A 21,870-nucleotide genomic window follows, 5' to 3' on the forward strand; every position below is an offset into this window, starting at 1 on the left:
CGGCTCGCAGCATGCCACTGGGAATCAGGTGGAGCGCGTAGCTCTCCGCCCCGATGACCACGGTGTGGCCGGCGTTGTTGCCACCCTGGTACCGGACGACGTAATCGACGGCGCCGCCCAAGAGGTCGGTCGCCTTTCCTTTTCCCTCGTCGCCCCACTGGGCACCGATGAGGACAAGAGCAGGCACCGGGCGAGGTTACTAGGGATGGCGGGGCCGTGGGGCCGGCTGCGGCGTCCTCGCTGGCCTCCACCACCGACGCGGCCTGATGAACTCACTGTCAGGTGAAGCCGAGCTCACTGGCGGCGACGGGATCGCTGTCAGTCAGGAACGTCCGGCAGCGGGTGGCCTCCTCGGCCTCCCCGATGGCCGCGGCCGCCCGGACGAGAGCGGCGAGTGAACGCAGGAACCCGCGGTTGGGTTCGTGTGACCAGGGGATCGGCCCGTTGCCCTTCCAGCCCGAGCGGCGCAGGGCGTCGAGGCCGCGGTGATAGCCCGTGCGGGCGTAGGCATAGGCCTCGACGGGTCGTCCGCCGGTGAGCGCGAGCTCGGCGAGCGCGGCCCAGGGCGCGCTGAACGCGGGCAGCCGGGCGGCGACGGCATCCGGCGGATCACCGGCGGCCAGCGCCTCGGTCGCGGCCGCGTCGGAGGGCAGGAGCGTCGGCGGCGGACCGGAGAGCAGGTTGGGTTTTCCCGAGGCGGACGGCGTCGTCATGAGTGCATCCTGCCCGACGACTGGCCGCACACGTCATGGAGGTCACCCCGGACGCGCCCGCCCTGCGCGCACGGTGACCGGGTCGGTCAGGCCCTGACGCTGACGTTCCACAGATTCTGGCCGACGACCCCGGGTTGACCGTCGTTCACCCGGGTGAGGTACGAGTACAGCGCGGCGATGCCCTGCGACTGCGGTCCGAACTTGCCGTCGACGGTGAGTACGAAGCCCTTCTGGCGCATTCTGTCCTGCCAGACGAAGGCCTCCGGGCGGACGTCGTCGCTGAGGGACGCGTCGAGGACCGTGCCCCTGAACGAGCCGTCCCCCATCTCCCGGCGAGCCCGGTCCAGCGTCATGGGGGGTTCCACCGGGGTGATGGCCTGCTGGATGACGTCGCCAGAGCCGCCCGGGACACTGGCCGGGCCGTTGTTGGTCAGGCCCATCTTGACCGAGCAGGACGGCCATGGCTGCCAGCCCCGCTGGTTGTAGAGCTTCGCGGCCGCCTCGTCCTGCGTGGCGGGCGACGCCTGGTACGGCCGGCCGGAGTACCCGAGCCCGTGCCAGGTCCGGTCGTCGAACTGGTAGGCACCGGAGAAGCCGTTGCCGGTGTTGATCGCGTAGTTGCCGCCGGACTCGCACTGGCGGAGCTTGGCGAAGTCATCGGCGGTGGCCGCGCCCGCCGGAGCCGCGGTGACCGCGAGGCCGCTGCCGACGATGGCCGTGACCGCGCCGGTGGTGCGCAGGATGCGACCGGCGGGCGATGGGGCCTGCGGTGCTCGATGTCTGCCGCCACGACGCCCAGAGGGCATGTTAGTCCAATCCCGTCGCCTGCGGGGTGAGCTGTCGGGTGCGGGCTGGGATGGCCCGGCCGGAGGATCCGACCCCGGGTGGCGAGTAGGAACCGCTCTCCACCATGGACCGGGATGCACCGGCTTTACCCCAAGGACGCCGCTTGCGGCGCCCGAAATGTGGGTCCCCCACTCCTGCCCGCTGCGGTTGATGTTCGTTCCGGCCGCTCGCACGGGGGCAGGACTCGGCGTCCGTCCGGGCGGCCTCGCCGACGAGGCGAGTGAGCGGCACTCTAGCGAGAACCGCTCATGGAGCGCAAACCGGGGTGGTCCGGAGTAACCAGTGAGGATCGCGCGAATCGTGCCACTTCCGTACAGGTTCCGCAGGTGGCTCGCTGGTCCTGCTGTTCCTCGCCGGCCTTGCCGAAGATCGGCTCTGCCGAAGAGCGGCCCTGCCGGAGGCCGGTCAGGGTGTGGTCCGGGTGATGTTGGTGGTGGGTTGCACGGGCCAGCCCGTACGGGCCGTCAACCGGAGATCGTCCGGAGGCCGGTCGGGCCGGCCCGTCGTCGAGGTGAGATCCCCTGACCGGTGTCGCCGGGGTGGGATGCCCGGTTGCCGCGGCGGTCGTCCCCCGTCGCGGGAGCGGAGTGAACAGATCAGCTGACGGAGCTGACGGAGCTGACGGAGTGAATGGATCAGCTGATAGAGCTGATAGAGCTGATAGAGAGGATCAGCTGAAGGTGGCCCGCCAGGTCGCCGGGCCGACGATGCCGTCGACGGCGAGTCCCTTGGCGGCCTGCAGGGCGCGGGCGACTGCGGCGGAGCGTGGTCCGTAACGGCCGTCGATCGTGATCGGATACCCCAGATGGTTGACGCGGGCCTGCCAGGCCCGCACGTCGTCGCGTACCTGCCTGGCCAGTGCGGTCGTCAGGTTACGGGTGAATACGGGGGTGCTCACGGAGATGGGGCTGACCGTCAGCTCACTGCGTTCCGCCGTGCGCGACGCCTGGCCCGAGGAGCTCGACGAGCCGCCCGCGAGCTGGTCGGCGCCCATCCCGCGGCCACAGGTCGGCCACTGGCCGAAGCCGGACCGCCGGGCGAGCTTGAGTGCGGCCTCGTCCTGGACAGCCGGGGGAGCCTGGTGCGGCAGACCGCTGTAGCCGAGGCCGTGCCAGGTGCTGGCGGAGAACTGGTAGGCGCCGTAGTACGCGTTGCCGGTGTTGATCGTGTAGTCACCGCCGGACTCGCACTGCCGCAGGCCCGTCCAGGTGGTGGCCGCACCGGCCGGCTGGTTGAGCGCGAAGGTGCCGCCCACCGCTGCCGCGAGTACGGGTGCGACCACGAGGGCCCGGGCCCGGCTGCGGGTACCGGCGCGGCATTGTCGGCCACTGATACGTGCGTCGGACATGTCTTGTGGTCCTTCCCCACGCCTGCGAGGTGAGCTGTCGGATTCGGGCTGGGAACTGCCCGGCCGTGCCAGGGATTCCCTGGAGACGGAAGCCGCACCGGAAACACCTTTCCGTGTGGTCGTCGCACATGGCTTCACCCCGAGAGCATCGAATCCTTTCGATACTCGGAGATGGGTCCCCCGTTCCTGCCGCCCGGTTCGAGAAATCGTCGGCCGGGGGCAGGATTCGGCGTGCCGCCCGACGAATGCCCGGCGTTGTTGCCGGGCACGGCGAAAACCATAACCACGCCACCCGGCGAGTCGCCAAGCATTGAATAGGGTGCGTGAAAAAGAGCACACTCGGCGCGCCTGCTTGAGCAGGGACCGACGGCCTGGTATCGCGCGTGCGCGCCCGCTCATCAACCTGGCGGTACGACGTGCGGAGGCATTTGTGCTTGGCCGATCATCCTGTTTGCCGATGGGCGACGATGAGCGGAGAGTCCCGTATCAGGCCAGATGTGTGACATGTCAACAAAGGTGTGACGGCCCTGCTACGAGATCGACGCGAGTGATCGGCCTGATACTACGCTTCGTCCGTTGAAGCCTGTTTTTGTGAGAAAAACAACGGAAATCGGGCGGTAGCTTGCAGCGTTGTGATTTTTGCACACGGCGGATTCGATCGAACACCGATTGTGAAAATTGCCTGTCGGGCCGCCACGGTGGACGAAGGGGTTCCGTGGGGCGGGGCGGTAGGTGAACGGTTACCGAAGACCCGGTGCGTGTCCGCTAATGTGGCCGAAACCTGCTGGTCGCCAGCGGAGGCGGCGTTACGCGAGGAGCGGGGTCCCTCGCCCGGTAAACAGTGGTCCCCCAGCCGTCGGAGCGACCGGGGAACCGTGGGGGCCGGCATAGTACGGGAAATCGGCGGGTCGTGCATCGGACCGGGGCGGGTCGGATGTCCGCCACGTGCCGGTCGTTCCGTCCGCCGGAAACGATGGAGAGTGTCGGGTCGAGGGGTCCGGAGAATGCCCTCGGACGAGCGGCGGCGGTTGCCCGGTTGCCCGTTTTCGCGGCCGGCGGCTATCTGTCCTCCTGCCCGCCTCCTGTCCGCCGGCCGGCGGTCCGGCCGGACGGTATCCGACGAACCGATCCCGCCAGCCGGCGTGCGCTCCTGGCCCGGACTATGCCCGCCCGAGGCTGGTGCCGGCGGAACGTAGGTCCTCACACGCCTGGGCGACGCGGGCCGCCATGCTGCTCTCCGCGAGCTTTCCGTAGGTACGCGGGTCGTATGCCTTCTTCACGCCGACCTCACCGTCCACCTTGAGAACGCCGTCATAGTTTTTGAACACGTGGTCCACGATGGGGCGGGTGAATGCGTACTGGGTGTCCGTGTCCACGTTCATCTTGACCACCCCGTAGTCGAGCGTCTCGCGGATTTCGGTGAGAGCCGACCCGCTACCGCCGTGAAAGACGAGGTTGAACGGCTTCGCGCCGGCTGGCAGCCCGAGCTTCCTGGCGACGTACTCCTGTCCTTCGTGCAGAATCGTCGGGCGTAGCTTGACGTTTCCGGGCTTGTACACACCGTGCACGTTGCCGAAGGTGGCGGCGAGCAGGTAGCGCCCCTTCGCGCCGGTGCCGAGCACCTCGGCCGTCCGCCACATGTCCTCCGGCGTCGTGTAGAGCTTCTCGTCGATCGCGCCGACGACGCCATCCTCCTCGCCGCCGACGACCCCGATCTCGACCTCGAGAACGATCTTCGCGGCGGCGGCATCCGCGAGTAGTTCCTCGGCGATCTTGAGGTTCTCCTCAAGGGGGACCGCCGAGCCGTCCCACATGTGCGACTGGAAGAGCGGCTCGCGCCCCTGGGCCACCCGATCCTTCGAGATCGCGATCAGGGGACGGATGTAGGTGTCAAGCTTGTCGGCCGGGCAGTGGTCGGTGTGCAGGGCGATGTTGACCGGATACGCCTCCGCGACATGGTGGGCGAACTCGGCCAGTGCCTCTGCGCCGAGGACCATGTTCTTCACCGTCGAGCCGGACAGGTACTCGGCACCGCCGGTGGACACCTGCACGATGCCGTCACTGCCGGCTTCGGTGAAGCCCCGCAGCGCGGCGTTCAGGGACTGCGACGAGGTCACGTTGATCGCGGGGTAGGCGAAGGACTGGGCCTTCGCCCGGTCGAGCATCTCGGCATATACGTCTGGCGTGGCGATGGGCATCGGTGGGGCTCCTTACGAACCTGTAGGGGCGCCGATCAGCCATGCACCCGCGGTGCAGGGCAGCCGGATCGGGCCGAAGCCCGCCGTGGACTCCTGATGGGCGAAGGGTATGACGCCTTGCCCCGTCCCGGGGTCGGATGCGGCTGACGTCGCCGACGCGGTGCCGGTCCGCGCGCCGGGCGCGGGGCGGGTGCCGACCAAGGGTCGGCACACTGGTCGAGTGGATGTCGGCAGCCTGTCCGGGATGACGCTGTACGTCGTCCTCTTCGCGGTCATCTTCGTCGAGAGCGGGATCCTGATCGGGTTCTGGCTTCCGGGTGACACCATTCTCTTCGCGGCCGGGCTGATGGCGGCGGACGCGGCGTCGAACGTGTCCGTCGCGGTCCTCTCGATCGGGGTCGCGGCGGCGGCCACCGCCGGGGCGGTGGCGGGCTACTACACCGGGCATCGCCTCGGCCGGCCGTACCTGGAGCGCAGGTACGCCACGGTGCTGGCCCGTACGGAGGAATTCTACCGACGGTTCGGGCCGATCACCCTGGTCGCGGCCCGCTTCGTGCCGTGGGCGAGGACGTTCGCGCCGGTACTCGCCGGGGCCGTGGCGATGTCATGGTCCCGCTTTCTGATCGCGGTCATGCTCGGAGCGCTCGTCTGGGGGACCGGATTGATCCTTTTGGGCTATACGGCGGCCGCCATTCCTGGGCTGCGGGACGCGGCGGTGTGGATCGCGCTCGTCGTGATCGCCATCTCCGTCATCGCCGGGATCGCCGGTGAGCTGCTGCGTCGGCGATCGGGCCGGCTCCCCGACCAGGGGCCGCGGTAGTCCGTGTCGGGCGAGGAGCGCCGAGGGTCGGGCGAGGAGCGTAGGGATGTTGTCCGTTAGTGCCCCGCGGCGCCGGATCCCGTCGGGAGATCCGTGGACCGGTAGTCTCCACGACGTTACGACCAGATCACATTGGACGATCAATTCCCTTTCCTATGGCAATTTCTGGCTATGGCCGGCTAACCTTGATCGATCCAGGTACGCGGTCGGGGGGTCCGACCACCGAAGGATTCGATGCTTCGACACCACAGGCGGCACCATGCGGAACGGCGTCGCGCCGGCCCCGTCCTCTGCACCGCGGCAGGGGCCTTGACCGCGGTTCTGGCGGTCGTGCTGCTCGCGGATGGTCATTCGGGACCGCGTGACGGTGACCACGTGGCCGGCCGCGTCGGCGCGCAGCCGGGTCGGGGCGTGGTCGGGGTGACGGCCGGGGTCCCTCCCACGTCGATCGCGGGTCGGATCGCGGATCGGGGTGCGCCGACCGGGCCCGGGGCCGAGCCGCCGCCCGCCGCTCGCCCGGCCGGTCCGGATCAGCTGCCCGCTGCGCGGGCGTCGGCTCTGGCCCTGGCCGCGCCGGTGACGGCTCCGTCCGCGTCGACCCCGGCGCCGGCTGTTATCTCCCCGCGCCCGCCGTACCTGCCGGCCTCCTGGACGAGCCTGGTCGGTCAGGTCGTGACCTCGACCAACCTCGAGCGCCGGGCGGCCGGTTGCCCTCCGTTGATCGTCGACTTACGGTTGGCCGCCGCGGCCCAGGCACACAGCGTCGACATGGCCACGGCCGGCTATTTCGGCCACGACAGCCCGGACAGTCGCTCGCCCTTCGACCGGATCGCCGCCGCCGGCTTCTCCTTCTCCATCGCCGCCGAGAACATCGCCGCCGGTCAGCGCACCGTGGCCGAGGTGATGCGCGGATGGATGAACAGCCCGGACCACCGATCGAACATCCTCACCTGTTCGTTGACCCGGATCGGCGTGGGCTACGCGACGGGCGGCAGGTACGGCACCTACTGGACCCAGGACTTCGGGACGCCGTGAGGCCCGGCCCACTTGCCGGGCGCGACCGGCCCGTGGCATCCCGCGAGGTGCACCCGACCTCGATCCTCCCGACTCGCGGGGATGTCCCGGTCCTGATCAGTAGTCGATCCCGTAGGGTCGGGTCATCGTCGCCGACGGCAGCGAGCACGGCAACGAGCGTGGTAAAGCCCGCGGACCCAGCCGGTGGACGGGCTGGCGGGCCGCGCGGCAGCGCCGTCGGCGAGGGTGATCCTGGCAGGAGGAGTGACCTTGGTTCGGGCGGTGGTCACCGGCGCGGCCGGCTTCCTCGGCGGAGCGCTGGCCCACGCGCTGCGGCGGCGCGGTGACGACGTTGTCGCCATCGACATCCGGCGCGCGCCGGGTGTCAGGCAGGCCGACGTCAGCCGTCCCGGTGGGTGGGAGAAAGCCCTTTACGGCACGGAGCTGGTGATCCATGCCGCCGCCATCGGGACCGGTGGCGTCGCGGAACTGACCCCAGTGCGTCCCGGCCGAGCCGGAGCGCCGGTACGGGTGCCCGACGCCGAGATCCGGCGGGTGACCCTCGGCGCCACGGCGGCGTTGCTCGACGCCGCGGGTCGGGCCGGGGTCGACCGCTTCATCCATCTCTCCTGCGTGGACGTGCTTGCCCGGACGAGTGGCCCGGTCCCCGGCGGGACCGGGGAGCGGGGGCCCGCGCGAGCCGTCGGCCGACCACTGGACGAGACCACGCCGATCGGGCTGACTGGCGACGTCCGCGCCGACGCCATGGCCGCCGCGGAACAGGCGGTCGGGTCGGCCGCTGCGCACGGACTCGGCGCGACCGTCCTGCGGATCGGGGACGCCTACGGTCCCCGGGCTGGTCGCTGGACCCTCTGGCCGGTGCTGCTGATGCGGGCCGGGCGGTTCGTCCTCGTCGACGGCGGCCGGGGTGTGCTCAGCCCCGTGCATGTCGACGACGTGGTCACGGCGGTGACCACCGTCGCCGGTGCGGACCGGTCGGCGGTCGCCGGTGAGGTGCTGCACGTGACCGGGGGGGAGTCGGTGTCCGCCGCCGACTTCTTCACCTTTTACTGTCAGATGCTCGCGATCGCGGCGCCCCGCTCCGTACCGGCCAGGATCTTCGAAGCGGTCGACGCGATTGATCGTGTCTGTTCGTTCGCGGAGGGTTACCGGAGGCGAGGCGCGGACGGTTCCGCGGCCGAGACGCCACCCCTCCCCACCCACCCGGTCCCGGCGGTCTCGACGACCTCGGTACGGCCAGCGGGCTCAGCCGCCCCGGCCGTTCCGGCCGTTCTGGTGAACTCGGCGATCCCGTCGCGGCGGGCACCGGGCCTGGTCCGCGGTGTCGGTGCCCGTCTGGTGGCCGGAGTCGATCCCCGCGCCCGGGTGGACCTCGGTCCGCTCACCGTGCGCACCCTGACCCGCGACGCGGGCCTCTCCATCGAGAAGATCCGGGCCCGGACGGGATGGTCGCCGGTCGTGCGGCTGCCCGAGGGCATGAACCGCACCGAGTCCTGGCTCCGGGAACGGGGTCTGCTCGGGGTCCGGGAGCCGTCCCGTCGTGGGTGAGGGCCCTACACTCACCACCTCCCGACTACTCGCACTCCCGCTCACCATTTGGAACGCGGGATACGTCGCCGAGGAGCTCGCGCCTTCGCTGGCGTTCACGGTCATCGCCCCGCGATCAGGCGCGCGTGGCGCTCCCGGTGACGGATCCGGCCCCTTCGGCGGCATCGTCGGGACCGATCCTGCCGCGGGGGCGCCCGATCCCGACGATCCGGCGGGGGCGCTGCGGCGCGAACTGCGCCGTCGGGCGAGCGCCGGCCACACGGTCCTGACCTGGGTGCTGCGTCGCCATCCGGGTCGCCACCCGGGTCGCCAGCCAGGATCGGCGGCGGTGGGCCTGCTCGCGGCGGAGGCCCACGGCCGGCGGGTGGTGGTCGGGGTGTCGATCGTGCTCGGATGCCGGCGCAGCGGCTACGCCACCGAGGCGATCCGCGCGGTCGCGGGATGGTTCGAATACCGCGGCGCTCTGGTGGAGACGCGGATCCGGCGCGGGGACAGCGTGGGGAAGCGTCTCGCGCAGGCGACCTCGTTCGTGCCCACGGGTGTGCTGATCGCCGATTGGTGGCGGATCTGGCTGCGTCCGCCGCCAAGTTGACCATTGAGGTTTGTCACGCAACGTCATTGGGCGCCGGGCTTCGTCCGGGCCTGGCGCCGCGGGTCACCGCCGACCGCTCCGGTACCGTCCGGATCCGGCCGTCATCCGGCCCGAACGGGCAGAACCCATGTCCAGCCGCCTTTCGCGGCGCGGCGGAAGGTCATTGTGACGGTACCGTTACCATGCTGTGTTGTCGGCTGGGTGACAGCTCCCGGCTCATTCTTTCGTCGTCACGAGGAGAGTGGTGAACACGCCGCGGAGACAGCCCCCTGTTCAGACTGTGATGCCCTGGGGCACCATGTAAGGCGATGTCGCGACCAATGGCCGACGGGCCGAAGCTGGGCGGGGCGTCCGTGGGGGTCCGTGGGAGGGCCGTCGCGTGCCCGGGGAGGGGAGCCCGAACGGTCCGGCGCCACCTGCGCCTGGGAGGTCAGCACCATGAGTGTGGATACCCCTCGGGGGACACCGGCCGGAGTCCGGCCGAGCGAGGTCACGTACGACCATCTGATCATTCCGCCGCACTGGCGTCGGCCGAAGGAGTCGGCGCCGGGGACGCTCAACCCTCTGTTCCCCTCCGAGGGAGGCCTCCGGTCCGAGCCGGCTGCGGCCGGCTCGACGTCGCCGATCAACCCGACAACCGGTCCGCTGACGGGTCCGCTGCTGGTCGGCACCACGGCGCGTGCCTTCGCGAAACTCGACGACCTGATCCGTCTCAGTGCCGAGGATCGTGCCGTCGTCGCGGCTCGCCGCGACGAGGCGGAGCGGGCGCTGCGCGCGATCTTCCCGCCCCGTTGCGCGCTGCCGCTGGTCGGGGTCGCCACGATCGGCTCGGCGGGGCGGGACACCATGATCCGTCCGCTCGACGAGGTCGACATCTTCGCGGTCTTCTCGGCGGCCAACAGCGCCTGGAAGCGTTTCCGCTGGGACTCCCGCGACCTGCTGCTCTGTGTACGCAACGCCATCGGCGGAGATCGGATCCAGACGATCGGCAGCCGCGGCCAGGCGCTGCGCATCGTCTACGACGCCCCCCCGGACGTCCATCTGGTGCCGGCCTTCGATCATCCGCGTGCCGGGTACGTCATACCCGACCGGGTCGGTGGCTGGCTGCCGACCCGGCCGGAGCGGCACACGAGCTGGGCGGCGGACCTCGGCCCCCGGGTGATCTCGGCGGTCCGCCTGCTCAAGGCGTGGAACCGGGTGCGCGGCAGCCACCTGCGCTCCTTCCATATCGAGGCGCTCGCCGGGCAGGTCCTCGCCGGTCGCGGGCTCAACACCCGGCAGGGGCTCGCCGAGGTCTTCCGGCACCTGGACGACGTCGGCCTCACCGTGGCCGACCCGGCCGGCGTCGGCGGGGACCTGTCGTCGTACCTGCGCGCCGAGGACATCGAGGCGTTGGCCGAGAGTGTCCGGCTCGCCCGGATCTACTCGGCGAAGGCGGTGGATGCGGAACAGGCCGACGATCACGAGGAAGCCGTGAACCTGTGGGGTTCCCTCTTCGGACCGGAGTTCCCCACGTTCGGCTGAGGGCGGGCCGGTAGCGCGCTTCGTTTACCCGGCGCCCCGGCTCATCCAGCGCCCCGGCTCATCCAGCGCCCCGGCTCATCCAGCGGTCCGGTACGGCGTGGCGCCGACCGATCCGGGATCGCTCGGCCTGCGCGGCGGCGAGCGAGACCGCCTCGTCGGCGTCGCGCAGGCCGGCGCGCACCGTCACCGGGCCGCCGGTGGTATCGAGGTGCACGTCGGCCAGCCGTAGCAGTCTGGCCAGCGGGTTCTGCACGATCCGGATGCTCTGCACCTTGCCGTGAGGGATGAGATCGGTGTGCCGCCGGACGATTCCCCGGTGTACGACGAAGACCGTGTCGTCCGCTCCGCAGGACAGCCGCCGCCAGTGGAGCGGGGCGAGCCAGGCGGCCCGGCGTGGCGGCCGGGTCATCGCCACCGCGGCGACGTCCACTCCGGGCAGCAGCCGGCCGATCAGGGCCAGCGCATCCGCCCGGCGGGCCACCGGTAGCAGCACGGAGGGCCCGCCGCCAGCCACGTTCATCCGGACCGTCACCCAGCCCGACCAGCGCCACAGCGCCGGTTCGCCGATGCTGATCGCCTGGACCCGTCCCGGCGGGACCGTGGCGTGGGTGCGGTTGAGCAGACCGCTGATGATGCGCAGCCCGTCGGGTGACTCGGAGACGGTGTAGGGGTAGCCGGCCGCGAACCGGCGAAACGTCGTGTGCCAGAGGCTGCCGAGCATCGGAACGGCGCCGAGGGCGCCGGTGAGGGTACCGGTCAGCAGGGCGGGCGTGGCGATCGCGGCCGCGCCGAACAGCGCCACCCACGGCGCGGGGGACAGCGCGATCGCGGCCACCAGCCGCCGTGGTGGCACCTCGGCGAGTGGGCGCTGCGGTGCCTCGCCTACGTCCGGCGCGAATCCCGCGGCGGTGGCCAGCAGCTCGGCCCGCAGCCGCTGGGCGTGACCCACCGACAGGTACCGCAGATCGGACCCGGAGTCGGTGTCCAGTTCGGAGCGTTCCCTGCCGGCGAGATCGAGCCGGAGGATGGCGAGCCCCGCGGCTCGGGCGAGAAGCGGTTGGGCGATGTCCACCGACTGTAACCGATCTAGCCGGACATGGCGGGTCCGTCGGACCAAAAGCCCGGTATCGAGCCGAAGATTGTCGCGTTCGACCCGGTAGCGGGTGAACCGCCAGGCGCAGTATCCGTAGATGCCGGCGGCGGGGATCAGGAAGATCAGGGTGAGCCCGATGATGCGGGGCGTGACGTCGTCGGCGAGGTTCCTGCCGACCGTCGCCACGAACGCCGCGACGATCACCCAGCCGCGCAGGAACGGGGTGAGCGGATGCAGCCGGTGAAACCCGTCCTGGCCGGGGCGTGTCGCCCGAGCCGGCGCTTCGCCGGTGGTGGACCCCCGCTCGATTGTCACAGCCCGGCCGACCGGGCTTCACCGCGTTCGGTGAGCGCGTCACGTAGCCGTGCGGCCTCGTCCGGGGCCAGGCCGGGGATGACGGCATCGCTGTCCGCGGCCGCGGTGTGCAGCTGCACCTTGGCGATGCCGAAACGGCGTGCCAGCGGCCCGGCGGTGACGTCGACGAGCTGCATCCGGCCGTACGGCACCACGATCAGGCGACGCGTCAGCACCCCGCGGCTGATCAGGAGATCGTCCTCCCGCTCGGCGTAGCGCCAGGCCTGCCAGCGGAGGCCGATCGAGCGCCAGAGCCAGCCCGTCACGAGGACCGGCGCCACCGTGATCAGTATCCAGGGCCAGCCGCCGAACGCCGCCGTGATCAGCAGGGTGAGCGCCACCACCGGGACGGCTCCCACGATCAGGAGCGCCCGTCGAAGCCGCCGTAGGTCCGGTGGCAGGACCCGCCACTGCGCGGGATCCGGCAGAAGAGCGTCGTGCATTCCGCAACAATAAGTCGCACATCCGCTACGTCCGGCCCGAATCGGCCGAGGAACTGGCGGCGCGCCGTCCCCACGATGGTCCTCGCCCGGTCTGCGGCGATTCGCCGGGAGGCCTGTCAGAGGGACTTGACGGTGGCGGCCTTGACCGTCAGGCCCGAGCGGTCCGGCGCGGCGTCGACGAGCACCTCGTCGCCGTCCCGGATCTGCCCGCCGAGCAGTTCCCTGGCGAGCTGGTCGCCGATCGCCGTCTGGACCAGCCGCCGCAGCGGGCGGGCCCCGAACACCGGATCGTAGCCGACGTCGGAGAGCCATCCCTTGGCGGCGTCGGTGGTGTTGAGGGTGATCCTCCGGTCGAGCAGCCGGGCCCGCAGCCGATCGAGCTGGAGATCGACGATGCGGGCCAGCTCGTCCCGGCCCAGCTGGTCGAAGACGAGGACGTCGTCGAGGCGGTTGAGAAACTCCGGCTTGAAGGCGTCGCGCACGGCGACCATCACCGACTCGCGGCGCACCTGCGGGCTGAGCGTGGGGTCCGCGATGAACTGCGACCCGAGGTTCGAGGTCAGGATGAGGATCGTGTTGCGGAAGTCCACCGTGCGGCCCTGGCCGTCGGTGAGCCGCCCGTCGTCGAGAACCTGCAGCAGGACGTCGAAGACGTCCGGATGGGCCTTCTCGACCTCGTCCAGCAGGATGACACTGTACGGCCGGCGGCGGATCGCCTCGGTGAGCTGACCGCCGGACTCGAACCCGATGTACCCGGGCGGGGCGCCGATCAGGCGGGCCACCGAGTGCTTCTCGGCGTACTCGCTCATGTCGATGCGCACGATCGCCCGCTCGTCGTCGAAGAGGAAGTCGGCGAGCGCCTTCGCGAGCTCGGTCTTCCCGACCCCGGTGGGCCCGAGGAAGAGGAAGGAGCCGGTCGGCCGGTCCGGGTCGGCGATCCCGGCCCTGGCCCGGCGGACCGCGTCGGAGACGGCCCGCACCGCGTCGTCCTGGCCGATGACCCGCGCGTGCAGTGCGGACTCCATGCGCAGCAGCTTCGCCGTCTCGCCTTCGAGGAGGCGACCGGCCGGGATCCCGGTCCAGGCGGCGACGACCTCGGCGACATCGTCCGGGCCGACCTCCTCGTTGAGCATCGCCCCACCGGGGGAGTCCGCGCCGGCCAGCGCGCCGGTCGCCGCCGACAGCCGCTTCTCCAACGTCGGGATGGTGCCGTACCGCAGCTCCCCGGCCTTGGCGAGGTCGAGGTCGCGCTCGGCGAGCTCCGCGGCGCGCCGCGCGTTCTCCAGCTCCTCCTTGATCTTCTGAACTTCGGAGATCGAGTCCTTCTCCCGGTGCCAGCGGGCCGTCAGGCTTGACAGCTCCTCACGCCGGTCGGCGAGCTCGCGCTGCAGGCGCCCCCGCCGCTCGCGGGAGGCCTCGTCGTTCTCCTTGGACAGCGCCATGTCCTCGATCTCCAGGCGGCGCACGGCGCGCTCGAGTTCGTCGATCGCCACCGGCCGGCTGTCGATCTCCATGCGGAGCCGGGATGCGGCCTCGTCGACCAGGTCGATCGCCTTGTCCGGCAGGAAGCGCGCGGTGACGTAGCGGTCGGATAGGGTGGCCGCGGCGACCAGCGCGGTGTCGGTGATGCGCACGCCGTGGTGCACCTCGTAGCGTTCCTTGAGCCCGCGCAGGATGCCGATGGTGTCCTCGACCGTCGGCTCGCCGACGAGGACCGGCTGGAAGCGACGTTCCAGCGCCGGGTCCTTCTCGATCCGGGCGCGGTACTCCTCCAGGGTGGTGGCGCCGATCATGCGCAGCTCGCCGCGGGCGAGCATCGGCTTGAGCATGTTGCCGGCGTCCATCGCTCCTTCGGCCGCGCCGGCGCCGACGACGGTGTGCAGCTCGTCGATGAAGGTGATGATCTGACCCTCGGCCTCGCGGATCTCGTTGAGGACGGAGGTCAGCCGCTCCTCGAACTCGCCGCGCAGCTTGGAGCCAGCAACCATCGAACCGAGGTCGAGCGAGACGATGCGCCGGCCGCGCAGCGACTCGGGCACGTCACCCGCGACGACCCGCAGCGCGAGCCCTTCGACGATGGCCGTCTTGCCGACCCCGGGCTCGCCGATGAGGACCGGGTTGTTCTTCGTCCGCCGCGACAGCACCTGGATGACGCGGCGGATCTCGGCGTCGCGGCCGATCACCGGGTCCAGCTTGCCCTGCTGCGCACGCTCGGTGAGGTCGATGGAGTACTTCTCCAACGCGCGGTAGGAGCCCTCCGGGTCCCGGGTGGTCACCCGCCGGGCGCCGCCGCGCACCTTCTCGAAGGCGCCGCGCAGCGCGTCGGGGGTGGCGCCGGCGGAGGTGAGGATCCGCCCGGCCTCGCCCCCCTCCTCGGCGAGCGCCACGACCAGATGCTCGACCGAGGTGTACTCGTCACCCAGCTGACCGGCCTGCCGCTCGGCGTTGTTCAGCACCGCGATGAGCTGGCGGGACAGCTGCGGCGGGGACACGCTCATGCCCGTCGCGCGGGGCAGCCGCGTCACTGCGGCCTCGGCTCGGGAGCGCACCGTGTCGACCGAGGTGCCCGCGGACGCCAGCAGCGCCGCGCCGACCCCGTCAGACGCTTCGAGCAGTGCGGTGAGCAGGTGGAGGGGGTCGACGAGGGGTGACCCGTCGGCGGTGGCTCGACTGATCGCTGCGGAGAGTGCCTCCTGCGACCGGGCGGTGAGGCGTTCAGCGTTCATGGCGGATCCCAGATGGTCGGACGGCGTGCACTGTCGCTTTTTCAACGCTCAGCATACCTAAGTCGTTTCCACTCAACCTTGCGGGCGCGCCGCGATGAACCCCCTGCATCCGTTTGCCGGCTCCGCCCGGCCGGTCAGCGGCGGGGCAGCGGCCGCCAGACCACGAGCGCGCCGCGATCCACCGGGACGAGGTCGCGCCGGTGACTGGCATGCGCCTCGGCCACCGCGCGGTCCGTGTCGGCGCGGGACCGGGCGAGCTCCTCGGTGAGCTGACGCACCTGCGCCTGCAGCGCCATCACCTGGGCGCTCAACCGGAGGATCTGCTTGATCCCCTCCAGGTTGACGCCTTCCTCCTGGGACAACCGCTGCACCTCGCGCAGCAACGCCACGTCCCGGGCGGAGTAACGCCGCCCCCGCCCGGCCGTGCGCCCGGGCGTGACCAGCCCGAGCCGGTCGTAGGACCGCAGGGTCTGGGGATGCATCCCGGCGAGCTGCGCGGCGATCGAGATGACGTAGACCGGTGCGTCCTCGTCGTGGGCCGGGCCCGGCAGCGGGCCGGCGGGGTAGTAGCCCTCCGGCCGAATCTCGGTGTCCGGCCGAACCTCAGCGGGGGACGCCGCCGGTCCCCTCTGGAGCTGCCGTTCCCCTGTTCGCCCTGCTCCCGTCGCTCGCCCGCGCCGGGCGGGCGGCGGGTCGGATGTGCGGTTCGGCCGCCCGGTCATCCGCCTGCCTCCATCCGTTCCATCAACGGCGCCCGTGGGTCCTCGGGATGGGCCTGGGCGAACTCCAGCAACGCCGTACGTGCCCGTGGGGAGAGATCACTCGGCTTCGGCACCGTCACCTCGAGGGTGACGATGAGGTCCCCGTTCCCGCCCCCGGCTGTGGGGACACCCCGCCCGCGGGCCCGCAGGCGTCGACCGCTGGAGGTCCCCGCCGGCACCTTCATCGTGAGCGGAGCACCGTCCAGGGTCGGCACCCGTATCGATGCGCCGAGGGCGGCCTCGGTGATCGTCACGGGGAGAGTGATCGCCAGATTGTTCCCCTCCCGCTCGAACACCGGATGGCGCAGCACGTGCACCGTCACCTCGAGGTCACCGGCCGGTCCGCCCCGTTCGCCGGGTATGCCACGCCCCCGGACCCGCAGCCGCTGTCCGTCGCTCACCCCAGGTGGGATGCGGATGCGCTGCTCACGCTCACGCCGGCCGGTGCCCCGGCAGTCCGGGCAGGGATGGTCGATCAAGGTGCCCTTGCCCAGGCAGTCGCGGCAGGGCTCGGAGAGTGCGAAGCCACCCTGGGAGCGGGACACCACGCCCAGTCCACGGCAGGTCGGGCAGGTGCGCGGCGTCGTGCCGGGACGCGCCCCGCTGCCGGTGCAGGTGGTACAGGTCGCGGCCCCGGGAAGCCGGACCGACGCCTCCAGGCCGGTCAGCGACTTCTCGAAGGGGATCGTGACCTCGGCCTCGATGTCGGCACCCCGACGCGGGCCGCGTCCGGGTGACGACCGCTGGAACAGGTTGTCGAAGATGCCGCCGAGGCCGCCGTTCGCCCCACCGAGAAGGTCGTCGAGGTTGAGGTTCGGCCCGCTGCCGTAGCCCGTGCCGGGCGCGCCGAACCCGCCGTAACCCCCGGCTCGGCCAGGCCCGCCGAAGCCGCCGCCGGGACGACCGCCGGCCGCGAACAGCGCCCGGGCCTCATCGTACTCCCGTCGACGGCCCTCGTCCGAGAGAACGTCGTAGGCCTCGGAGACCTCCTTGAACCGCGCCTCGGCCTTGGCGTCCCCCGGGTTCTTGTCGGGGTGCAGCTCACGGGCCAGCCTGCGGTACGCCTTCTTGATGTCGGTCGCCGAGGCGTCCTTTGGAACGCCGAGAGCGGCGTAATAGTCCTTCTCGACCATGTCGCGAACACTCACGGCGCCCCTCCTTCCTTCACGATGTCGTCCGCGCGAGGCGGTGGCCGGCCATGCCCGTCAGACCCCGGCTCGCGGACGGCCGGACGGACCTGGCTCCCCTCTTCAGCCGGTGTTCAGTCGGCGCTGACAGTGGGCCCGCCGTTGTCCGGCCCGGGCGCACTGCCCGTGTCATCGGGGACCGATGCCGGCCGATTCGGCGGGCCGCCTGCCTGGCCCGGGCCGCTCCCCGCCGCCTCGCCGGCCCCGGCGACGACCTCCGCCTCGACCGGCTGATCGACGATCTCGTCCACCTCGCCCGACGGTTCCGCGACCGACACCTGCGCGGGCCGCAACACTTTGCCCGCGTGCAGGTAACCCGCCCGGAAGACGTCCACGCAAGTCGGCCCGCTCACGTCCGACCGGTAGGAGTGCATCAGAGCCTCGTGGACCGACGGGTCGAACTCGTCGCCCTTCGCCCCGTAGCGCTCCAGCCCGGTCGCCTCCAGGGCTGCCTCCAAGGCCTCCGCGATCGCCTTGAACGGGCCTTCCAGATCGCCGTGGTCACGAGCCCGGCCGATGTCGTCGAGGGTCGACAGCAGACTCGCCAGCAGCTTCGCCGTCGCCTGCTCGCCGATCTGCTGACGGTCCCGCTCGACCCGCCGACGGTAGTTGTCGAACTCGGCCTTCAGGCGCTGCAGGTCCGCGGTCCGCTCGGTGACCTGCTGGCGCAGTGACGCCATGAGCTCACCGTCACCCTCGCCCGCCGGGACTCCGGCGGGAGGAACCTCCGTGGCCGTCGGGCCGGGGGACGCAGCGGCCTCCGGCCGGACCTCGCCGCTCTCCGGATCGATCCGGCGCCGGTCCCGCACCACCACCGGGGGCTCTTCGGCCTCGTCCCGGCCGTCGGGCCGAGACGAACCCCACCAGTCCGCGGCCTGGCTTGAGGTCACTTCTTGTCCTCCTCATCCACGATTTCCGCGTCGACCACGTCGTCGTCGGCTGCTCCGGCGCCGCCGGAGGCACCCGCGCCCTCCTGGGCGGCCTGCGCGTACATGGCCTGGCCCATCGCCTGGCTAGCCGCGGCCAGCGCGTCGGCCGCCTCGCGGATCGCCGCCGTGTCGGTGCCGGCGACGGCGCCCCGCAGCGTGCCGAGCTTCTCCTCCACGTCGTTCTTCACCGCGGCGTCGATCTTTTCGCCGTTCTCGGCGAGGAACCGCTCGGTCGAGTAGACGAGCGTCTCGGCTTTGTTGCGGGTCTCGGCCTCCTCCCGGCGCCTGCGGTCCTCCTCGGCGTACTGCTCGGCGTCGCGGACCATGCGGTCGATGTCGTCCTTCGGCAGCGCCGAGCCACCGGTGATGGTCATCGACTGCTCCTTGCCGGTGCCCAGGTCCTTCGCGGACACGTGCACGATGCCGTTTGCGTCGATGTCGAAGGTGACCTCGATCTGGGGCATGCCCCGCGGGGCGGGCGGCAGGCCGGTCAGCTCGAACATGCCGAGCTTCTTGTTGTAGGCGGCCATCTCGCGCTCGCCCTGGAAGACCTGGATCTGCACGGAGGGCTGGCTGTCCTCGGCGGTGGTGAAGATCTCCGAGCGCTTGGTGGGGATCGTGGTGTTGCGCTCGATGAGCTTGGTCATGATCCCCCCCTTCGTCTCGATGCCGAGCGAGAGTGGGGTGACGTCGAGGAGCAGGACGTCCTTGACCTCGCCCTTGAGCACGCCGGCCTGCAGCGAGGCGCCGACGGCGACGACCTCGTCCGGGTTGACGCCCTTGTTCGGCTCCTTGCCCCCGGTCAGCTCGCGGACCAGCTCGACGACGGCGGGCATCCGGGTGGAACCACCGACGAGGACGACGTGGTCGATGTCGCTGATCTTGATCCCCGCGTCCTTCACCGCCTGCTGGAAGGGGTGCCTGCAGCGGTCGATGAGGTCGGAGGTCATCCGCTGGAACTCGGCGCGCGACAGTGAGACGTCGAGGTGCAGGGGACCCTCGGCCGACGCGGTGATGTAGGGCAGGTTGATCGTGGTCTGGGTGGACTGCGAAAGCTCGATCTTCGCCTTCTCAGCGGCCTCCCGCAGCCGCTGCAGGGCCATCTTGTCCTTGCCGAGGTCGACCCCGTGCTGGCCGTTGAAAGTCTTGATCAGGTGGTCGGTGACGCGCTGATCCCAGTCGTCACCACCGAGGTGGGTGTCACCGGAGGTGGACTTCACCTCGACGACACCGTCGCCGATCTCCAGCAGGGAGACGTCGAAGGTACCGCCACCGAGGTCGAAGACCAGGATGGTCTGTTCCTTCTCGCCCTTGTCCAACCCGTAGGCGAGGGCCGCGGCGGTCGGCTCGTTGACGATCCGCAGGACGTTGAGCCCGGCGATCGTGCCCGCCTCGGTAGTGGCCTGACGCTGGGCGTCATCGAAGTACGCCGGGACGGTGATGACCGCGTCCGTGACCGTCTCACCGAGGTAGGACTCGGCGTCCCGCTTCAGCTTCTGCAGGATGAACGCGCTGATCTCCTGGGGCGTGAGATCCTTCGCGTCGACCGTCATCTTCCAGTCGGTGCCCATGTGGCGTTTGACCGACCGGATGGTGCGCTCGACGTTTGTCACCGCCTGACGCTTGGCGACCTCGCCGACCAGGACCTCGCCGTTCTTCGCGAAAGCCACGACCGACGGGGTCGTCCGGGAGCCCTCGGCGTTGGCGATCACCGTGGGTTCGCCGCCCTCGAGCACGCTCACGACGGAGTTCGTGGTGCCGAGGTCGATACCGACCGCTCGTGCCATGTCTGTGTGCCTTTCGATCATGTCGGTGGCGCCGATCAGGCGGGCGCACCGACCTCGTGGGGATGGAACCTGTCGGTGAACCGAGGTTTGAGGATCACTCCGGGAAGCCTCGGTTCCGCCAACGCTAAGCCAGGCTGGTGTGTTGAGTCGCTCTGACTCATGATGACGGCTCTTATCATAGCCCGACAGGGGTGATCCTAGCGCGCTCAACTTTTGTGCGGCCGGGACATTCCCGCCAGCGCCGCCGGGCGGGACCGGAAGGGGAGCTGGCGGGAAGAGCCTGCGGGGGAGCCGCGTGGCGTGGAGTGGGAGAGCGTCAGCTTCCGGCGGGTGGCTGCGGGGCCGAGTCACCCGCGGCACCGTCGCCGGGCGCCTGGCCGGCGTCGGGGTCCGTCGTCTCCCGGGGCGGTCGAACGGCGGCCAGGATGCGCCCGCGGCGGGCTCCCGGGCGCGGCCGTCCGCCCGCGCGTGATCCGAGCCGGGGCGAGACGACCGGCCCCATGCCGGCAGCCGACGGACCGTCCGGCCCGGAGGCCGCGCCGCCGCCGCTCGTGGCCTCGTCAGTGCCCGCTCGGCCGGGAACCGTGAGCGGCATTCCGGTCCGGTTGATGAGGTCGGCCTGCCGGCCCAGGTCGGACTCGATCTGGGCGAGCCGGTCGAGCATCTCGGAAGCGTCCCCGTCGCGCTCACGGATCGTGCGCAGCGCGTCCATCAGGGTCAGCCACTGGTCCCGACCGACGGTGATCTGCTCGGCGAGGCGGTTGGCCGAGTAGGCCGGAAACAGCCGTTCCGTGGCGGCGGCGATCTGCTGGACCTCACTGGGGTTGAGCCGGCCGGGCTTGCGCCGGATGTAGTTGACGACGTCCTTGATGCTGATGATCGTCACTCCGTCGAGGGCGCCGTCGCTCCACAGGACGTTGGCCTCGACCATCACCAGGATCGGACTTACCGGGATCTTAAGCATCGGCAGTGCTGCGCGGATCTGGTTGCGGACCTCGCCACCCAACCAGGCTGTGCGGTCGATCGGGGGCTTGAGTGACTCTCCGTCACAGGTCGCCCCACCCTTCTTGTACCGCACGGTGCCCTTGCTGTTGTCGCTGCTGAGCACCATCACCCCGCCGGGCCCGACCAGGAGGTGACCGATGGTCGCCTCGGAGTAGGGGACGGCCCGGTCGTGCAGGATGACGTACCCTTGGCGGCGCAGCCGGGCGATGGCGCGGGCGGTCCTGCGCTCCGCCTCGGCCCCCTCGCGCAGCGACTCGACGTCGGGGGCGGTCCCGAACGAGGCGATCACGATCCCGGCCGGCCAGGCGATGAAGACCAGCAGGAACACGACGACCGCGACCGTGGGCAGCCCCAGACCGAAGCCGATGACGAGGGCGAGAACGAGTCCCACCAGGGCCGAGCGCACCGCGGTGCGGGGTACCTCGCGGCTCAGCTTGTCCCGCCGCACGAGTGCCTGGTTCTCCCTGGCCCGGAGGTACTCCGTCTGCAGGGAGTGTCCAGGGCGGCCGACTCGGGTCATCGTCGGCCGGGTGATCGTCGCCATCGTGCCCACCATGTTCGCAGGGTTGTCGTTCGCAGGGTTGTCGTTCGCGGGGTTGTCGTTCGCGGGGTCGTCAACGTCGGTAGGGCCCGTCCGCCGGGGCACGCCGGGCGTCGTCGCGGCAGCGCTGGCACCGGGCCCATGCACAACGTGAAGGTGGCGAGCACCGCGGGACACACGATCGCCCGGTCACCGTGGGCGAAAGCTGTCCTTATGGTGCGTCGAAGCACCTGCCGGCACAAGGGTTGACCTCGTCGGCCCGGGAGGCTCCCGGCGGGGGGAGCGACGTTCCGGGATGGCGGGATCCGGGGCGCCGTGGTAGTCGTGACGGTGCGAGGCGTTGCGTGTTGGTTGGGCGTCTGCCGCTGAACGTAGCAGTCTCGTGCACCTCGCGCGGACGATCGGGCCTTTGGGCCCCCT

General features: G+C 70.9%; 18 protein-coding genes and 2 riboswitches. Of the genes, 5 read left to right on the forward strand and 13 right to left on the reverse strand.

The annotated features are described in order from the left end of the window. The 5 genes from AC08OV_RS05980 to fbaA form a co-directional block, all read right to left on the reverse strand. Nucleotides 1–187, reverse strand: a 187-nt coding sequence (locus AC08OV_RS05980; protein WP_476619426.1) for an adenylosuccinate synthetase, incomplete at its 3' end; no start/stop codon positions are given. A gap of 91 nt (nt 188–278) precedes the next feature. Further along, the gene (locus AC08OV_RS05985) at nt 279–713 is read right to left on the reverse strand and encodes a DUF3151 domain-containing protein (RefSeq protein ID WP_476614224.1); all 435 of its coding nucleotides are present in this window, start codon (nt 711–713) and stop codon (nt 279–281) included. Between the two features lie 86 nt (nt 714–799). Continuing rightward, the gene (locus AC08OV_RS05990) at nt 800–1,519 is read right to left on the reverse strand and encodes a transglycosylase family protein (RefSeq protein WP_476602598.1); all 720 of its coding nucleotides are present in this window, start codon (nt 1,517–1,519) and stop codon (nt 800–802) included. A gap of 2 nt (nt 1,520–1,521) precedes the next feature. Beyond that, a riboswitch (cyclic di-AMP (ydaO/yuaA leader) is annotated at nt 1,522–1,718 on the reverse strand. A 511-nt stretch (nt 1,719–2,229) separates the two neighbouring features. Beyond that, complete coding sequence (locus tag AC08OV_RS05995) at nt 2,230–2,907, reverse strand: transglycosylase family protein (RefSeq protein WP_476614225.1); 678 nt, start codon at nt 2,905–2,907, stop codon at nt 2,230–2,232. 6 nt (nt 2,908–2,913) lie between these two features. Further along, a riboswitch (cyclic di-AMP (ydaO/yuaA leader) is annotated at nt 2,914–3,149 on the reverse strand. A gap of 918 nt (nt 3,150–4,067) precedes the next feature. Continuing rightward, the gene (fbaA, locus tag AC08OV_RS06000; protein ID WP_462186401.1) at nt 4,068–5,105 is read right to left on the reverse strand and encodes a class II fructose-bisphosphate aldolase; all 1,038 of its coding nucleotides are present in this window, start codon (nt 5,103–5,105) and stop codon (nt 4,068–4,070) included. Nucleotides 5,106–5,214: 109 nt separating this feature from the next. Between fbaA and AC08OV_RS06005 the strand changes: the two genes are divergently transcribed. From AC08OV_RS06005 to AC08OV_RS06025, 5 genes are all read left to right on the forward strand, one after another. Next, nucleotides 5,215–5,925 carry a DedA family protein gene (locus tag AC08OV_RS06005; protein ID WP_476614226.1) on the forward strand — a complete coding sequence of 237 codons (711 nt, stop codon included), beginning with the start codon at nt 5,215–5,217 and terminating at the stop codon, nt 5,923–5,925. A gap of 309 nt (nt 5,926–6,234) precedes the next feature. Then, the gene (locus AC08OV_RS06010; protein ID WP_476614227.1) at nt 6,235–6,960 is read left to right on the forward strand and encodes a CAP domain-containing protein; all 726 of its coding nucleotides are present in this window, start codon (nt 6,235–6,237) and stop codon (nt 6,958–6,960) included. A 249-nt stretch (nt 6,961–7,209) separates the two neighbouring features. Then, nucleotides 7,210–8,508, forward strand: coding sequence for an NAD-dependent epimerase/dehydratase family protein (locus tag AC08OV_RS06015; RefSeq protein ID WP_476619427.1), 1,299 nt, complete (start codon nt 7,210–7,212; stop codon nt 8,506–8,508). After that, nucleotides 8,501–9,100 (forward strand): GNAT family N-acetyltransferase, encoded by a 600-nt coding sequence (locus AC08OV_RS06020; protein WP_476619428.1) that lies wholly within the window; start codon nt 8,501–8,503, stop codon nt 9,098–9,100. Before AC08OV_RS06015 ends, AC08OV_RS06020 begins: the two co-directional genes overlap by 8 nt. Before the next feature lie 438 nt (nt 9,101–9,538). Then, complete coding sequence (locus tag AC08OV_RS06025) at nt 9,539–10,624, forward strand: nucleotidyltransferase domain-containing protein (protein ID WP_476619429.1); 1,086 nt, start codon at nt 9,539–9,541, stop codon at nt 10,622–10,624. A 58-nt stretch (nt 10,625–10,682) separates the two neighbouring features. Here the strand turns inward: AC08OV_RS06025 and AC08OV_RS06030 are convergent, their stop codons facing one another. The 8 genes from AC08OV_RS06030 to AC08OV_RS06065 form a co-directional block, all read right to left on the reverse strand. Then, the gene (locus tag AC08OV_RS06030) at nt 10,683–12,032 is read right to left on the reverse strand and encodes a PH domain-containing protein (protein WP_476615319.1); all 1,350 of its coding nucleotides are present in this window, start codon (nt 12,030–12,032) and stop codon (nt 10,683–10,685) included. Beyond that, nucleotides 12,029–12,514, reverse strand: a complete 486-nt coding sequence (locus AC08OV_RS06035; RefSeq protein WP_462186393.1) for a PH domain-containing protein — start codon at nt 12,512–12,514, stop codon at nt 12,029–12,031. The genes AC08OV_RS06030 and AC08OV_RS06035 overlap by 4 nt, the downstream gene beginning before the upstream one ends. 116 nt (nt 12,515–12,630) lie before the next feature. After that, the gene (gene clpB, locus AC08OV_RS06040) at nt 12,631–15,240 is read right to left on the reverse strand and encodes an ATP-dependent chaperone ClpB (protein ID WP_476615318.1); all 2,610 of its coding nucleotides are present in this window, start codon (nt 15,238–15,240) and stop codon (nt 12,631–12,633) included. Between the two features lie 134 nt (nt 15,241–15,374). Beyond that, entirely contained in the window at nt 15,375–15,962 is a 588-nt protein-coding gene (locus AC08OV_RS06045) for a heat shock protein transcriptional repressor HspR (protein WP_476615317.1), read from the reverse strand. Continuing rightward, nucleotides 15,959–17,149, reverse strand: coding sequence for a molecular chaperone DnaJ (gene dnaJ, locus AC08OV_RS06050; RefSeq protein ID WP_476619430.1), 1,191 nt, complete (start codon nt 17,147–17,149; stop codon nt 15,959–15,961). Before dnaJ ends, AC08OV_RS06045 begins: the two co-directional genes overlap by 4 nt. A 113-nt stretch (nt 17,150–17,262) precedes the next feature. Next, the gene (gene grpE / locus AC08OV_RS06055; protein ID WP_476614288.1) at nt 17,263–18,078 is read right to left on the reverse strand and encodes a nucleotide exchange factor GrpE; all 816 of its coding nucleotides are present in this window, start codon (nt 18,076–18,078) and stop codon (nt 17,263–17,265) included. After that, on the reverse strand, nt 18,075–19,904 hold the full coding sequence (gene dnaK, locus AC08OV_RS06060) for a molecular chaperone DnaK (protein ID WP_476614289.1): 1,830 nt from the start codon (nt 19,902–19,904) through the stop codon (nt 18,075–18,077). The genes grpE and dnaK overlap by 4 nt, the downstream gene beginning before the upstream one ends. 316 nt (nt 19,905–20,220) lie before the next feature. Beyond that, entirely contained in the window at nt 20,221–21,453 is a 1,233-nt protein-coding gene (locus tag AC08OV_RS06065; protein ID WP_476614293.1) for a nuclease-related domain-containing protein, read from the reverse strand. Between the last annotated feature and the right edge of the window lie 417 nt (nt 21,454–21,870).

Source organism: Frankia sp. CeTa3Moorea, from assembly GCF_978021225.1.